The organism is Armatimonadota bacterium (assembly GCA_018268395.1).
Taxonomy (GTDB): Bacteria; Armatimonadota; Fimbriimonadia; order Fimbriimonadales; family Fimbriimonadaceae; genus JAEURO01.
On sequence record JAFDWQ010000003.1, the window covers coordinates 384703 to 398299 of the forward strand.

The 13597-nt window shown below is 63.5% G+C and carries 13 protein-coding genes and 1 other RNA gene; 10 read left to right on the forward strand and 4 right to left on the reverse strand.

What is annotated here, in order from left to right; all coding sequences use genetic code 11:
• Positions 1 to 22 precede the first annotated feature (22 nt).
• Together JST30_07290 and JST30_07295 are read left to right on the forward strand one after the other, a co-directional pair.
• Entirely contained in the window at positions 23 to 922 is a 900-nt protein-coding gene (locus tag JST30_07290) for a YihY/virulence factor BrkB family protein (GenBank protein ID MBS1714127.1), read from the forward strand.
• A 3-nt stretch (positions 923 to 925) separates the two neighbouring features.
• Positions 926 to 2008, forward strand: coding sequence for a hypothetical protein (locus JST30_07295; GenBank protein ID MBS1714128.1), 1083 nt, complete (start codon positions 926 to 928; stop codon positions 2006 to 2008).
• Positions 2009 to 2010: 2 nt separating this feature from the next.
• Here the strand turns inward: JST30_07295 and JST30_07300 are convergent, their stop codons facing one another.
• The 3 genes from JST30_07300 to JST30_07310 all read right to left on the reverse strand — a co-directional run bounded on the left by JST30_07300 (position 2011) and on the right by JST30_07310 (position 4526).
• Positions 2011 to 2445, reverse strand: coding sequence for a 6,7-dimethyl-8-ribityllumazine synthase (locus JST30_07300; protein ID MBS1714129.1), 435 nt, complete (start codon positions 2443 to 2445; stop codon positions 2011 to 2013).
• Between the two features lie 61 nt (positions 2446 to 2506).
• On the reverse strand, positions 2507 to 3943 hold the full coding sequence (gene phrB / locus JST30_07305; GenBank protein MBS1714130.1) for a deoxyribodipyrimidine photo-lyase: 1437 nt from the start codon (positions 3941 to 3943) through the stop codon (positions 2507 to 2509).
• A gap of 25 nt (positions 3944 to 3968) precedes the next feature.
• Positions 3969 to 4526: a DUF1439 domain-containing protein gene (locus JST30_07310; protein MBS1714131.1), complete on the reverse strand. Its 558-nt coding sequence runs from the start codon at positions 4524 to 4526 to the stop codon at positions 3969 to 3971.
• Positions 4527 to 4622: 96 nt separating this feature from the next.
• On the opposite strand from JST30_07310, the gene JST30_07315 reads away from it, so the two are divergent.
• The 4 genes from JST30_07315 (at position 4623) to JST30_07330 (ending at position 8547) form a co-directional block, all read left to right on the forward strand.
• The gene (locus tag JST30_07315) at positions 4623 to 5309 is read left to right on the forward strand and encodes a ribonuclease HII (GenBank protein ID MBS1714132.1); all 687 of its coding nucleotides are present in this window, start codon (positions 4623 to 4625) and stop codon (positions 5307 to 5309) included.
• Positions 5310 to 5394: 85 nt separating this feature from the next.
• Positions 5395 to 6393, forward strand: a complete 999-nt coding sequence (locus tag JST30_07320; protein ID MBS1714133.1) for an ABC transporter ATP-binding protein — start codon at positions 5395 to 5397, stop codon at positions 6391 to 6393.
• Complete coding sequence (locus JST30_07325) at positions 6390 to 7178, forward strand: ABC transporter permease (GenBank protein MBS1714134.1); 789 nt, start codon at positions 6390 to 6392, stop codon at positions 7176 to 7178. Before JST30_07320 ends, JST30_07325 begins: the two co-directional genes overlap by 4 nt.
• A 1-nt stretch (position 7179) precedes the next feature.
• Positions 7180 to 8547, forward strand: coding sequence for a hypothetical protein (locus JST30_07330; protein ID MBS1714135.1), 1368 nt, complete (start codon positions 7180 to 7182; stop codon positions 8545 to 8547).
• A gap of 75 nt (positions 8548 to 8622) precedes the next feature.
• On the opposite strand, the gene JST30_07335 is transcribed toward JST30_07330, so the two are convergent.
• On the reverse strand, positions 8623 to 9717 hold the full coding sequence (locus JST30_07335) for a hypothetical protein (protein MBS1714136.1): 1095 nt from the start codon (positions 9715 to 9717) through the stop codon (positions 8623 to 8625).
• A 176-nt stretch (positions 9718 to 9893) separates the two neighbouring features.
• On the opposite strand from JST30_07335, the gene JST30_07340 reads away from it, so the two are divergent.
• The 4 genes from JST30_07340 to dnaX all read left to right on the forward strand — a co-directional run bounded on the left by JST30_07340 (position 9894) and on the right by dnaX (position 13597).
• A complete protein-coding gene (locus JST30_07340; GenBank protein ID MBS1714137.1) occupies positions 9894 to 10871 on the forward strand; it encodes a hypothetical protein in 978 nt (325 codons plus the stop codon).
• Between the two features lie 214 nt (positions 10872 to 11085).
• A complete protein-coding gene (locus JST30_07345; GenBank protein MBS1714138.1) occupies positions 11086 to 11757 on the forward strand; it encodes a hypothetical protein in 672 nt (223 codons plus the stop codon).
• A 90-nt stretch (positions 11758 to 11847) separates the two neighbouring features.
• Positions 11848 to 11946, forward strand: an RNA gene (ffs, locus tag JST30_07350) — signal recognition particle sRNA small type.
• A gap of 28 nt (positions 11947 to 11974) precedes the next feature.
• A complete protein-coding gene (gene dnaX, locus JST30_07355) occupies positions 11975 to 13597 on the forward strand; it encodes a DNA polymerase III subunit gamma/tau (GenBank protein ID MBS1714139.1) in 1623 nt (540 codons plus the stop codon).

The window sequence follows — 13597 nt, forward strand, 5'->3', positions numbered from 1 at the left end:
CCAGGGCGGCGTCGTTGAAAGGGTGCTCGTCAGCGACGCTGTCCGGATGCTCAAGGAGGCGGCGTCGGACTTTCAGTCCCACCGTGGGCCCGCTCTGGCCGCTGCGGTGGCCTACTACGCGTTCTTTTCGCTCGCCCCTTTGACGGCGCTCGTGTTCACAGTCGCCGGACGGGCGTTCGGGGACGAGCCGTCCCGCCAGAAGCTGGTGTCCCTCATCGGGCCTTGGTTGGGCAGAGAGGCCGCCGAAAGTGTCCACAAGTTGGCGGTGTCGGCTTCCGAACACGGCACGGGGCCTCTCGCTCCGCTTGTCGGCACGGTCGCTTTGTTGGCCGGTGCGTCCGGTGTGTTCGCCCATCTCCAGCAAGCGATGGACGCCGTCTGGGAGACCAAGGCTCCGGACGAAGGGTTCTGGGGATTCATCCGCGAGAGCTTCCGCTCCTTCTTGATGGTGCTCTTGGCGGCGGTCGTCTTGTTGGCGTTGCTAGCCTCGAGCACGGTCTTGGAAGCCGGACTCAGACGATTGTCCGGTTATCCGGGGTTCAAAGCCGGCATGACGAGGGCGGCCGACCTGACGGTCACGTTCCTGATGTTGGGCCTCCTTTCAGCGTCGCTCTACCGCTACTTGCCGAGGATCCGCGTCGAATGGCAGGACGTCTGGTTCGGTGCCGGCGTCGCAGCGGCTTTGGCGACGGTGTTGAAGCCTGCGTTCACGCTCTATCTGACGCGGGCCGACGCTCTCTCCGGCTTCGGTGCGGCCGGCGTGTTGGCGGCGGTCTTGGTCTGGGCGAACGCCATGTCGCAGATCTTCTTGTTCGGAGCCGAAGTCACAAGGCGGACGGCTCTGCGGCATGGAGGACCGCCCTCAAATTCCAAAGTCAAGAACATTCGCGACCTTGAAAGACCAATCAGGCCTTATAGTTAAGGCATGTCGCAATTTTCGAACATTGCCGTGTCGGCTCTGACTTCTGCGGTCGTCGGAGGCACGTTCGTCTTCGTCAACACGGTCGAACTCCAGGCCACGTCACCGGGGACGGCACAGACCGGCCACATCAACGTCACAGGAAACGTCCTCGCCGGATCGGTCAAGGTCGGGAACGGTCCGGCAGGGGGCTCGATCGCCGTCGATAGGGGCACGATCGGGAACGCGCTCTATGCCCGATCACAAGGGACCGGCGTGTTCGGTCAGAGCCTTTCACCGACGGGCACGGGTTACGGCGGGTACTTCGTGAGCAACAGTTCCGGAGGGCGGGCGGTCTTCGGCGACTCGCTGGGGACAGGTGGGAACGCCATCGGAGGCATGTTCCAAGCCGCGAGCACGACGGGTCAGGGCGTCTGGGGACGGGCGCTTTCGACCTCCGGAAGCGGTGCCCCGATCGGCGTCCGTGGGACGTCGGCCAGTACGGTCGGGACCGGGGTCTTGGGCGAGTCGCCGGGTATCGCGGTCGCTGGAAACGCTTCAGGCGCCGGTACGGGAGGAAAGTTCACGGGGGCCGTCGCGGTGGACGCCCAGACCGCAAGCCCGCAGGGGACCGCGGTCCAAGCCTCGGCCCCTGCTACCGACGGTCGGGCGATCGCCGTCGCCAGCGGCGACGTGATGAAGGACTACGGGGCCGGTTACGCCCGCATGGTGCCGATCGCTTATGGGACGGTCGACGGCACGGGGGCCGTGCAGTCCGGTTCGGGGAACTTCACCGTGACCAAGACCGCGACGGGCACGTACCAGGTCCACATCGACGGCTTCACTTATGTCGCTCAGACGTTCACGACGGTCGGAAGCGCGCTAGGGAACACCTTCGGCGCCACCAGCCTGAACGGCGACCTTGTCGTCGCCGTCACGTTCAACAGCAACCTCGTGAACTCGGATTTCAACTTCGTCTCGTACAAGAGCAGCGGCACCGGTCCTTCCTTTGCACCGAAGCACCGTTTCAAGAACGACACGGAGTGGGCCAGGAACCGGCCCGAGGAGTTCCGTCGCTATCTGGCGGCGGGACAGCGACCGACACCCTAGGCTCAGGCTCCGGGGCGGCCGATCTTGCGGAGGACATCGACCATTTCGACGCAAGCCCAGGCCGCCTCGCGACCCTTGTTCCCCAGTTTCATGCCGGCCCTTTCCAGGGCCTGTTCTTGCGTTTCGGGCGTCAAGACCCCCCAGGCGACGGGCACTCCCGTGCGGTTCTGAAGGTCCATCAGGGCCGAACTGACGTCATGGGCGAGCATGGTCGCGTGGGGCGTCGCGCCTTGAAGGATGCAGCCTAGCGCGACGACACCGTCGACGGCGCCCGATTCGACCAAGGCTGACGCCGCGGGCGGCACTTCCCATGTGCCTGGAACCCAGACGACGGTCAGTTCCGGTTCGCCGGACCGCTGCAAGTGGTCGACGGCACCGTCCAATAGCTCTTTCGTCACCAACTCGTTCCAGCGGCTGACGACGATGCCGATCCGCATCCCTGTCGCCACGTTCGAGCCTACGACGGTCGTCACAACGGGATTATGCCGCGCAAGCGGCTTACGCCTTGGACTTCGCCTTTTCGAACGCCGCGATGGCGCGAAGTCGACTGGCGCCAAGGTCGACGATCGGCGAAGGGTAGTCGGACTCTTCGAACAACGAAGCGTGCGCCCAAGGTTCGTGGACGTCGGGCCCATCGAGGTGACGCAGTTCCGGAACCCACTCCTTGACGAACGTCCCGTCGGGATCGAACTTCCGGCCTTGGCTGACGGGATTAAAGATGCGGAAGTACGGTGCGGCGTCCGTGCCCGTGCTCGCAGACCATTGCCAGCCTCCGTTGTTGCTGGCGAAGGACCCGTCGATCAGGTGTTCCATGAAGAACGTTTCGCCCCACCGCCAGTCGACCAGCAGGTTCTTGGTCAGGAACATGGCTGTGACCATGCGGAGCCGGTTGTGCATCCAACCGGTCGCCAAGAGTTGCCGCATCGCTGCGTCGACGATCGGCACGCCCGTCCGGCCTTCGCACCAGGCCCGGAAGGCGGCTTCGTCGTACGACCATTCCACCGCCTCGGAGGCCGCTTGGAACGCCCGCCCTTTACAGACCCTGGGGAACCCGACCAGGACATGGGTATAGAACTCTCGCCAGACGATCTCCGAAACCCACGTTGCAGCGCCTGGCCCCAGGCCTTCGAACGGATCGGTCGGATCATAGCCGCCATGGGCGGCCTGGACGCACTGTCGGGGGGACAAGGCGCCGACGGCCAGGTACGGCGAGAGTCCGCTGGTGCCAGGTTTGGAGGGGACGTCTCGATCGGCCTTGTAGTCCTGAAGCCTCTCTCGGGCGAACGTGTCCAACTTTTCGAGTGCAGCCCTTTCTCCCGCCGGCCAAAGCTCGGACGGAACTCTTGAGCGGAACCCCTCGACCTCTTCGGGGACAGGGTCAGGGCGGAGACGGAGAGCTTTCTGTCGAGATGGAGCGGGAAGGACGGGAACACCGCCCTGGGCGGTCCATTCCGTCACCCATGCTTTGCGATAGGGCGTGAACACCGAGTAGAACTTGCCTTCGCCGGTCTTGACACTGTCCGGGGGCAGGCAGACCTGGTCGTCGTACGACCGGACACCGATCCCCGCTTCTCGGGTCAAACGGACGGTTTCGTCGTCCCGTGCCGCCTCGTCGACTTCGTACTCCCTGTTGAACGCGACCCTGTCGCACCCGGCTTCTCGGCACGCGTCCAAGACCGTTCGCGGCACGTCGCCGGGGGTCGGTGCCGTGCGGACCAGAAGAGGGACGTTCTTGTCGCCGAGGCTTTCGGAAAGGACCTTCAACGTCCTTAGGATGAATTCGACGCGGCAGGCCGCCACGTCGTGGCGTTTCCAGTCGCCCGGTGACACCACATAGAGAGCGACGGTTCCGTCATCGGCCGCTTCAGCCGATCGGGCCAGGGCGGTGTTGTCGTGCGTCCTCAGGTCGGAGCGGAACCAGACGAGAGGGCGCATGGGGCGTCCTCAGGATACCGGTCGGTCACGGGACTCCGAGGACGAACTTCACGGAACCGTCCTCGATGTCCACGTCCTTGAGCACGGCCCTCGCGACGTTATGGCGCAGGTCGTCGGCGTTGAGCCGGTAGACGGCGACCGAGTCGAGACGGTCGTGGACGAGGCGGCCCGCTATCGGGAGCAAGGGCTTGAGGACGTCTTCAGGCACGCCTTCGATCTCGAGCCGCGAAAACGAGGCGTCGTCGAAGAACAGGGCGGCTCGGTCCGGTTCGTATCGGACGGTCGTGTCGCCTTCGAGCCGACCTTTCGCGATGCGGCCCGATAGGAGCGTCGCCGAGGCGGACAGGCCGATCTTGATGCGGTTTCCGACAGGATCAAGGCTCACCTCCGGGTCGGAATAGACGACGGTCAGCGGGAAAGCGCTCTGTTCGACCGGAAACTTGGCTTTGATCCGGTCTTGGAGCTCGGCCTGGGACATTCGGAGCGTGATTTCGGGTTTGCGGGCGGAGACCGCCAAGACCGCGACCGCCGTCACGACGATCGGAACCGCGAACAACGCTCTGTTTCGGAAGCCGGACTTCATGTTGCCACCCGTAAAGAGAAACGGTCGTGAGGGACCGGCGTTGCAGCGGGCCTCCCTGCAAACTTGACAGTGTCCGACCGATCATTCAGACTAACGATCATGGCGGGGCTCATCCATCTTCCCGACGTGGCGGGTTGCGACGAGGCCGGGCGGGGCCCGCTCGCCGGACCCGTCGTCTGCGCGGCCGTCGTCCTTCCGAAGGGCTTTGATACGCGGGGTCTGGACGACTCCAAGCGGTTGACCCCGGACCAGAGGGCGGCGCTCGAAGTCCGGATCAAATCCGGAGCGGACTGGGCCATCGACGTCGTCGAAGCTTTCGAAATCGACCAAGTCAATATCCTTCACGCCTCCCTGGCAGGCATGGGCCGTGCCTTGGAACGGCTCGCCACGGTTCCGCGCCTTGCTTTGATCGACGGCGACAAGCTCCCGGCCCACACCCCGTGCCCTTGTGCGCCGTGCGTCCGGGGCGACGCGGCCTACGCGTGCATCGCGGCGGCTTCGATTCTGGCCAAGAACGCCCGGGACAGGATCATGACCGATCTGGCGTCCCGCTATCCGGAGTACGGTTTCGAAAAGCACTTCGGCTATCCGACGCCCGACCACATGGTCGCTTTACGAAAGCACGGGGCGACGCCGGTGCACCGACGCTCTTATGCTCCGGTCGCGGCCGTCCTGAACCAGCCCAGGCTGTTCGGCGATCCTGAGCCCGAGACCGAAACCGCCGTGCCGGTCATGGCGGTGGTCGATCCGGGAGCGTTCGAGGTTTCCGAAGCGTTGAGTTGACCGGGGTCCGAGGCTCAGTCCCGGCGATGCCGTCCGGCGGGGCCCGGTATAATCCGCCCCGCACTCATACCGGAGGCCCAATCGTTTGAGCCTGGCTATCGAAACCCGAGCACTTGTCAAATCCTATAAAAGCCGTAGTGGCACAACGAACGTCGTCAACGACCTGAACCTCCGGGTCGAGCCGGGCGAAATCTTCGGGTTTCTCGGGCCGAACGGGGCCGGAAAGACGACGACGATCAAGATCTTGTTAGGCGTCATCTATCAGACGTCCGGCGAAGCCTACGTCCTCGGAAAGGAGGCGGGCGACATCAACGTCCACAGGCAGATCAGCTACTTGCCCGAGAAGCCGTACTACTACGAGCACATGACCGGGTTGGAGATCATGAAGTTCTATGCCAGCCTCTTCGGCATCCACGACGAGGCCAAGTGCAAGCGGCTCCTCGAGCGCGTGAACCTTGGGAACGACATGAACCGGCCGATCAGCCAATACTCCAAGGGTATGCAGCAGCGCGTCGGACTGGCGCAAAGCCTCATCAACGAGCCGCAACTGCTGTTCCTCGACGAGCCGACGGGCGGTCTCGACCCGATCGCCCACATCGAGATCCGAGACCTCATCCTCCAGTTCCGGGACGAAGGTAAGACCGTCTTCATCTCCAGTCACGAACTCAGCGACGTCGAGCGGATCTGCGACCAAGTCGCGATCATCAACAAAGGCGAGGTCGTCGCGGAAGGACGATTGGAAGAGCTCCTGATCGGTGGCCGGATCGAAGTCACCGCCAACAGTTGTCCGGACAGCCTGGCCGCCCAGCTCAAGACGGGCGACACGATCGTCTCCGTCAACCACGGCCGGTTGATCGCCGACATTTCCGACGCCCACAGCCCTGACGCCCTGGTCAAAGCGATCCAGTCCGCCGGCGGCGAGATCGTGAGCGTCATCCCACGCCGAAAAAGGCTGGAAGACCTCTTCCTCGAAGCGGTCAGCGACGACAACAAGTCGAAAGGACGACAGATGCAACGCATGGTGGACGAGAAAGCGGAAAGCCCCGAAACGCCCGGACCCGGTAACGGAGAGGGCCAGGCGTGAACGTCATCCTCTCCATCGCACGGACGACGCTCGGTGAAGCGATCCGCCGCCGCGTCATCCTCGTCACGCTGTTGATCGGCGTCCTGTTCCTCGCCTTCGCGCCGATGCTCGAGTCACTGTCGCCGAGGCAGAACATGGTCGTCCTCCGGTCGTTGACACTGGGCGTCATCCAACTTACGAGCGCGGTCATCGCCGTCGTCTTGACGGTCTACATGATCCCGAACGAGATCGAACGTCGTACGATCTATACGATCCTGTCCAAACCGGTCCGAAGGTGGCAGTTCCTCGTCGGCAAGTACCTCGGAGCGGTCAGTGCGCTCGGCCTGATGATGGCGTTGATGACCGCGATCATGCTCCTCGTCTTCCTCATCATGGGTAAGACCGAAGGGGCGGCCGACCTCGCCGCCGTCGCGAAGGTGCCCGTCGCCTTCTTCATCCAGATGTCGCTGCTCGCAGCGGTCTCCGTGTTCTTCTCGACCTTCGCCACACCGATCGTGAACTTCTTCCTTTCGGGAGGCGTGTACATGGTCGGGACGGTCTTCGACTCGTTCTTCGACGTCAGCAAGAGCAAAGACATGGCCCCGGCGTTCAAGATGCTGGTCCAGGTCGTGCACGGCATCGTCCCGAACTTCCAGTCGTTCAACGTCCAGAACGCGGCGATCAACCAAGGTCAAGGGATCCAGAACGAAGGGTTGTACTACCTTCAACTCGGAGCGTACGCGCTGACGTACATTTCGATCCTGATGATCGCGGGCGTCATGATCTTCGACAACCGGGAGGTGTGACGTGAGGCGCGGCGGCTCGAAGCTCTTGGCGGCCCTTTGCGGGCTCGTCGTCCTGCAAGGCGCGTTCCACCAGGGACTGGTCTTCCCGACTTGGCGCAAGAACTACGCGCCGATCACCAACGGCGAACTGCGCGACCTGACGTCAGACCAGCTCCTGTTCGTCTTCGCCGGGTTCCGCGAACTCATCGCGGGCATCCTCTGGGTCAAGGCCGACAACTTCTTCGACGAGGGCAACTTCGACGCGATCCTCCCGATCGTCCGCCTCGTCACCCTTCTCGACCCGCACAACATCGACGTGTTCGACACCGGGATGTGGCACATCGCCTACAACTTCACGGACGAGGGCTCGCGCTCCGACCGCCGGTACATCCCGAGCGCCGTCGCCCTCGGCGTCGAAGGCACCAAAGCGAACCCGAACACGTACGAGCTGTTCTATGCGACCGGGTGGCTCTACCACCACAAGATCGAGGACGACTACGCCGACGCACAGAAGTGGTTCGAAGAGGCCGTCCAACGGACGGACATCACTCCGGCCCGGCGGAACATCCTCCAACTCGCCTATCAGCGCAACGGCCGCGTCGACAAGGCCGCGGACTACCTGTTCGAAGTCCTCGACAAGGCCGAGGCCCGCACCAAAGACCTGCGGGACTTCCAAGCGAAGCAGAACCGCGACGTCATCGAGAACAACCTGGACAGCCTCCTCGTCCGCATGGCCCAGCGCGGCTACTGGGCCAAGGGTCGCGGCGACTACGAACAGGGCCAATACGACACCAAGCCGCCGTTCGACGTCGGGTTCAGCGCACAGGTCACGGTCATCGAGCCGCAGGTCATCCGGGTCGAAGGCACGTGGAACGTCATGCCCGTCGGGACGCGCGTCCGCGTGATCTTACGCGACAAGGACTTCAAGAACGCCGTGCCGGGCGGCATGAAGTGGTACCAAGGCGGCCAGGTCAACCTCGACCCGCCGAAGGACGAGACGTTCATGCAGGACCTGCTGTTCGTGAAGAACCAGCGGTTCAAGCGCGACATCGACATGTCCCGCGACCCGCTCATGTACCCGTTCGTCACGGACAAGTACACCGTCGAGTTCTATTACAACCCGCGCCAGGCCCCGTCCTACATCCAGGACAAGTTCGGCTGGAGCGGCGAAGGGATGACCGACAAGAACTACCTCAACACGGAGATCCGTGAAGGCCAGCGCGTCGTGTTCACGTCGATGGAGTTCTCGAAAGACGAACTGTTCCGTCGCGGACGGTGGAAGACCGAAGTCCCCGTGCGCCGCACGAAGAACTTCGCAGGCTTCGGCGTCAAGCAGCTCGATGACGACGTCATCAAGGTCCCTGGCCTCCTGTCCGAGCAGGGCGGCTGACGCCCGTACACCGAAAAGTCGACAGGGACGCCTCGAAAGAGGCGTCCCTGTGTTCGTCCGAGCGGCGGACGAGCGTTATGGCTTGATTTGGCCCTCGTCCGGAACCGTATAGGGCCGGTTCTTCAGATTCGCACGCTCCCATCTGCGGAGCGCGGCCATCCAAGCTTCGAACCCCACGGGATCCTTCTTAGCCCAGACCGTCGCTTCCCCGTATCGGTCCAACTCCTTCGGTCGCCTCAGTCCTTCCGGCATCGGCGGCATGGCGATGCCCGTGCTGCGATAGGCGACGAACGTCACGTCGCTGTCCTGGACACCGAGGGCCACATCCGTGCAGATGATACGGAAGTCTCCCGTGGCTCCGCTCCTCTGGACCGAAGCGTATTGACTCCCGTCAGTTTCGACCGCCGAGGCGACGATCGCAAGGTCGAAGCCGTTGCTCGTGTAGTTCAGGATGTCGACGTCGACGACCCCTTGGCTGATGTTCGCGGCCGTAAAGTTGCCGGAACCCGACAGGATGGACCCAAACGTCGACAGATAACCGTAGGCGACGGGCACCATGGTGGCCGGAGTCCCGGCGGAGTACTCGTGTCGCGGCAGCTTGCCTTTACTAATCAGGCTGTCGTCCGGAGTGCCGGCGCGCACGCCGTTCCCCCAAGAACCGTTCAACGCGGCGAGTGCCGTGCCCCCCGGTGCCGCGCTTTCGCCGAAGACGCCCGTTCCGGCGGCACCCGCGCCCAAAACCCGGCCCCAGACGCCGACCGAGTTCGCGTTCGAAGAGTGGTTGTAGAACAGCCCGCCGACCGTGTTGCCCGTCGTGCTGAGCGGATCGGCGACGACGGCCCGCCCGCCCGATGACCCGGTCGTGAAATATCCGCCGGCCCCCAGCCCCGTTGTGGCCGTGCTCTGCCCGTAGACGGAGACTCCGGAGCTCGTGATCGCCCGGACGCCTTGCAGGGGGCCCGTCTCGTTGACCTGTACCCTCGCCAACGTCGGAGACGTGCCGGCCCCGAACCGGGCGGCCAGCGAATAGCCGGAAACGTTCGTATGGCCCGTGTCGGCGGTGCCGGGGGTCGTGGGTTGCAGCGTGACGAAACTCACCATGGCCGGAACTCCGACGGCGACGACGGCTGCCGAAGCTCCGGCAGATGCGAGGACGGTTTTGAGATCCATGTCGTGTTTCTCCCGGTTCACTATAGTGCTGAGCCTGGAGGATCCGGACGTTCAGAGGACCATCGTCTCCTTATTCCTCACCCGGTAAGGGGAAGGGTGGCGGAACCAGGTCTCCGTCTGCATGGAGACGACACGGGTCGGGCTCAATACAAGGGACGGCCGTGCTAACCTAGGTCGTGCTCGTCCCCTTTCTCGTCATGACCTTGGCTCAGGCTCAAAATTTAAACCCGGGCCCGCACCTTGATCTAAGCAAAGAAGCAGCGGTCCGTCTTTGGTCCGACGTGGTGGACGAGCGTGCTATGCCACCGTTCCACGCCTTGCTTGGCATCGACCAAGCCCGTTTTAGAGTGTTACGGAACAAGGTAGGCCGGCGCATGGTGGAGCCGGACCTTGATCATGTTCCTGGATCCACCATTGAGGCTCTGTCCGCAAAGATCGCCGCTGCGGTTGGAAGCCAACTAGAAGGGGAGCGGGTTGACGTCGGTTCACCGTTAGGAAAGGAACTCATGGCTGAGGGCCTTGTCGATTGGGTACGGTCACACGTTCCTTACAATTCAATGCTCGAGCCAGGGAAGATAGCAGCCCAAAAAGGAATCTCCGCGAAAGAGGAGAGTGCTCTTCGCTCTCAGTTTTGGACTCCCAAGACCTTGCTGCAAAAACAAGAGTTGTGTGCTGTTTGTGCTGGTTTTTCGCGATTGGTCTATCAAATGGCGAAAAACGTCGGGGTTCCTCTGTACAACGTCCAAGGATTCACACGTGGCGCGCTCCAGGTCAACGGGACTTATACCAAGAATCCCGTGAACCACTCGTGGAACATCCTCGTTCTCGACTTAGCTGACGGGAAGCAACTCTTGATCCCGTCGGATCCTACTCAGTCCCGAGTGACCCTTCCGGAAGCGAGACGTGCCGGATTCGAGTGGACTTCACCCTATTCGTTTCCCGATACCGTCGAGCACGCTGCGTTCTTCCATTATTCCCAGTACTTTACGAAAGTCGAAGACTATCAGCAGAAGGTGGATCGGTTCCAGCCGCTCGCCTTACCGGAACTGCAATGGCGCGAATGGGGTTCGATCAAGACACTTGACCGATTCCGGAATCAAGTCCTCCAGCCGACGAGGGCCGCGACGATCGACAGGATGCCTGAGTTCGACTAGATTCTGCTGTCTTTACGATCGGCTTCGAGTCTATCCATCGGCCGCCTTCGACTCCGAATGCCAACCGACGCCGAATCCTGACAGACCGAGTCTCGAGGCTTGATCCACAACGGGCCCGAGGCACGCCGCCCAAATCGGCGTTTTCGAGACCACCTTTGGTGCGGCCGTCTTCTCGGCATGGCCCGAAACAAGCTGATGTACACTCCCTCGGACGATGCCTGGGAACGTGTTCTCGGAACAGGAGGTCAGCCAGATCCTGCAGCATGCGGTGCGGTTGCAGGAGGAGGCCGATGGTTCCGAATACACGCCGGGGGTGACCTACGAGGAGCTCGTCCGGATCGCCGACGAGGCCGGGATCGACCGCAGTTGTCTGGAGCGGGCGCTCGCTTCGCCACAAACCGCGGTTCCGAAACATTCGCTGTTCAACCTCATCGAGGAGCAGGACAAAGTACTTGAGGGCGAACTCGACGACGACGGCCTCAGCGAGCTGATGGACCAGGTGCGCAGACTCGTGAAACTCAACCGGGCCCAATCGTTCGGCAAATCGATCGAGGCCGAGGCGTTCGGAGGCGGGGTCTGCGGCACGCTGAAAGTGTCGTCGAAACGCGGTCGGACGCGCATCGGCCTTCGCCAGACCCCCTTCATCGCTTACTTCGCAGGCTTGCACGTGCCGCTCGTCGCTTCGATCCCGGTCGCACTGGGGCTGGGTTTTCACGGGAACCTTCTCGCCGCCGTGCTCGTGCCGCTGGCGATGTTGACGGCCGGCGGGTCGGTCTTCTACGCGGTCGCCCAGGCCGGGAAGGGCAAAGCCCGCGAGCTCTTCGCGAAGATCGTCGGCATCGCGGGCTCTGAGTTGGAGCGGTCCAAAGACAAAGCGGCCGAGTGACTCCCCTTCTCCCTCCCGGCACGATCCATCTGGCAAGGAGAAGGGAGCCCGGAACCCCTACTGCGAGCCTGCCCCGTGCTATCATCTGGGTGCCGGGAACTGCGCGGCAGACGTGCGGCGAACTCCGCCAGGGCTGGAAGGCAGCAACGGTAAGTCGTTTCGCTGTGCGACGCACCCTTCCCGGCATTCCCGACCGCGCGAGCGTCCGGCCAAGCCGATGTCCCTCTACCGCAAGTACCGAAGCCAGACGTTCAGCGACCTCGTCGGTCAGGGGCACGTCGTCAAGACGCTGCAGAGCGCCATCGATCGCGGGCGCATCGCCCACGCTTACTTGTTCACCGGTCCGCGAGGCACGGGAAAAACGTCGACCGCGCGCCTGCTCGCCAAAGCGTTGAACTGCGAAAAGGGCCCCGCCGCGGAGCCGTGCAACGAGTGCCAGTCCTGCAAGGAGATCACGACGAACATCTGCATGGACGTCGTCGAGATGGACGCGGCGAGCGAGAGCGGGGTCGACGACGTCCGGCAGTCGATCGTAGAGGTCGCGGACTATCAGCCTGCAAGCTGCCGCTACAAGGTCTTCATCATCGACGAGGTCCACGACCTTTCGCGTCAAGCGTTCGACGCGCTGCTCAAGACGATCGAGGAGCCGCCCGGCCATGTCGTCTTCATCCTCGCGACGACCGAGTACTCCAAGGTGCCGCCGACGATCCGCTCGCGCTGCCAGCGGTTCGAGTTCCACCGCGGTTCGATCCAAGACCTCGTCGGCCGATTGAAGTACGTCGTCGAATCGGAAGGTTGGGAAGCCGAGCCGGCCGCATTGACGGCGATGGCGCGGGTGTCGGACGGCGGATATCGCGACGCTCTGACGCTCCTGGAGCAAGCGGCGCTCACGAGTCTGGACGGCAAGGTCACGCTCGACCAGGTCTACGAGCAGCTCGGTCTCGTCAACGACGAGACGATCGACCAGATCCTGACCGCGATGGCGGGCAAAGACGTGCCGACGTTGATGTCGTCGTTGGAAGAGGTCTATCGGAGGGGCAAAGACCCGCGCTCGTTGCTCGAATCGGTCTTGATCCGGTTGTCGGACCTGACCCGTGCGGCTTACGGCGTCGACGTCGGAGGTCTTCAGGATTCGGCGCAGGAGGCGGGGCTGAAGGCTTCCGCCGCGAACCTCGGGGCGCCGACACTTCTCGCTTATCGCGCCGCGCTCGCGGAAGCGCACCGCATGATCCGGGACGTGACGATCCCTCGGGTTTGGCTGGAGGCGGAGCTGATCCGGATCGCGAACGGGCCAAAAGCGGTTCCGGCCGTCTCCGAAGCGAAGTCTGAGCCTGTCCGAGCGGCCCGTCCTGCTCCTGTAGAGACCGTGCGCCCGGTGGAGACGGCCCGACAGTCCGCCTCGCCGGCAAAGCCGCAAGACGAGGCTCCGGTCAAAGCTGGCCCTGTCGCGGCCGCACCGGTGGTCGAAGCAACGGACGATCCGGACCTCGCGGCGGCGAGGGGCCATTGGTCGGACGTCTTGGCGGAATTGTCCGAAGTCTCGGCCGTCGCCCGCGAGCGGCTCGCGAAGACGAGGGTCGACCGGGTCGAAGGTCGAGAGGCGATGGTGGAGTTTCCGAGCGCGATGATCCTGGAGATGGTCGTCGGCGGCAAGCTGGAGAAGGCGATCCGGGAGTGTTGGGCCCGGCGCTCCGGGGAGTCGTTGACCCTCCGTTTTTTCGCCGGGAGTAGGCCGTCGGCCCCGCAGGCCGAGGTCGAGACGGCGGCGGTAGAATGGGCGGCGGAGGGCGAACGCTTGTCGGAGTTGGTCCAAGAGGTGTTCGGCCCCTCCGGAGCTTGA

Bases quoted from the DNA above. Each gene is read 5' to 3' on its own strand.
- JST30_07295 (MBS1714128.1), top strand. From the start codon at position 926: ATGTCGCAATTTTCGAACATTGCCGTGTCGGCTCTGACTTCTGCGGTC.
- JST30_07300 (MBS1714129.1), bottom strand. From the start codon at position 2,445: ATGCGGATCGGCATCGTCGTCAGCCGCTGGAACGAGTTGGTGACGAAA.
- phrB (MBS1714130.1), bottom strand. From the start codon at position 3,943: ATGCGCCCTCTCGTCTGGTTCCGCTCCGACCTGAGGACGCACGACAAC.
- JST30_07310 (MBS1714131.1), bottom strand. From the start codon at position 4,526: ATGAAGTCCGGCTTCCGAAACAGAGCGTTGTTCGCGGTTCCGATCGTC.
- JST30_07335 (MBS1714136.1), bottom strand. From the start codon at position 9,717: ATGGATCTCAAAACCGTCCTCGCATCTGCCGGAGCTTCGGCAGCCGTC.
- JST30_07345 (MBS1714138.1), top strand. From the start codon at position 11,086: ATGCCTGGGAACGTGTTCTCGGAACAGGAGGTCAGCCAGATCCTGCAG.
- dnaX (MBS1714139.1), top strand. From the start codon at position 11,975: ATGTCCCTCTACCGCAAGTACCGAAGCCAGACGTTCAGCGACCTCGTC.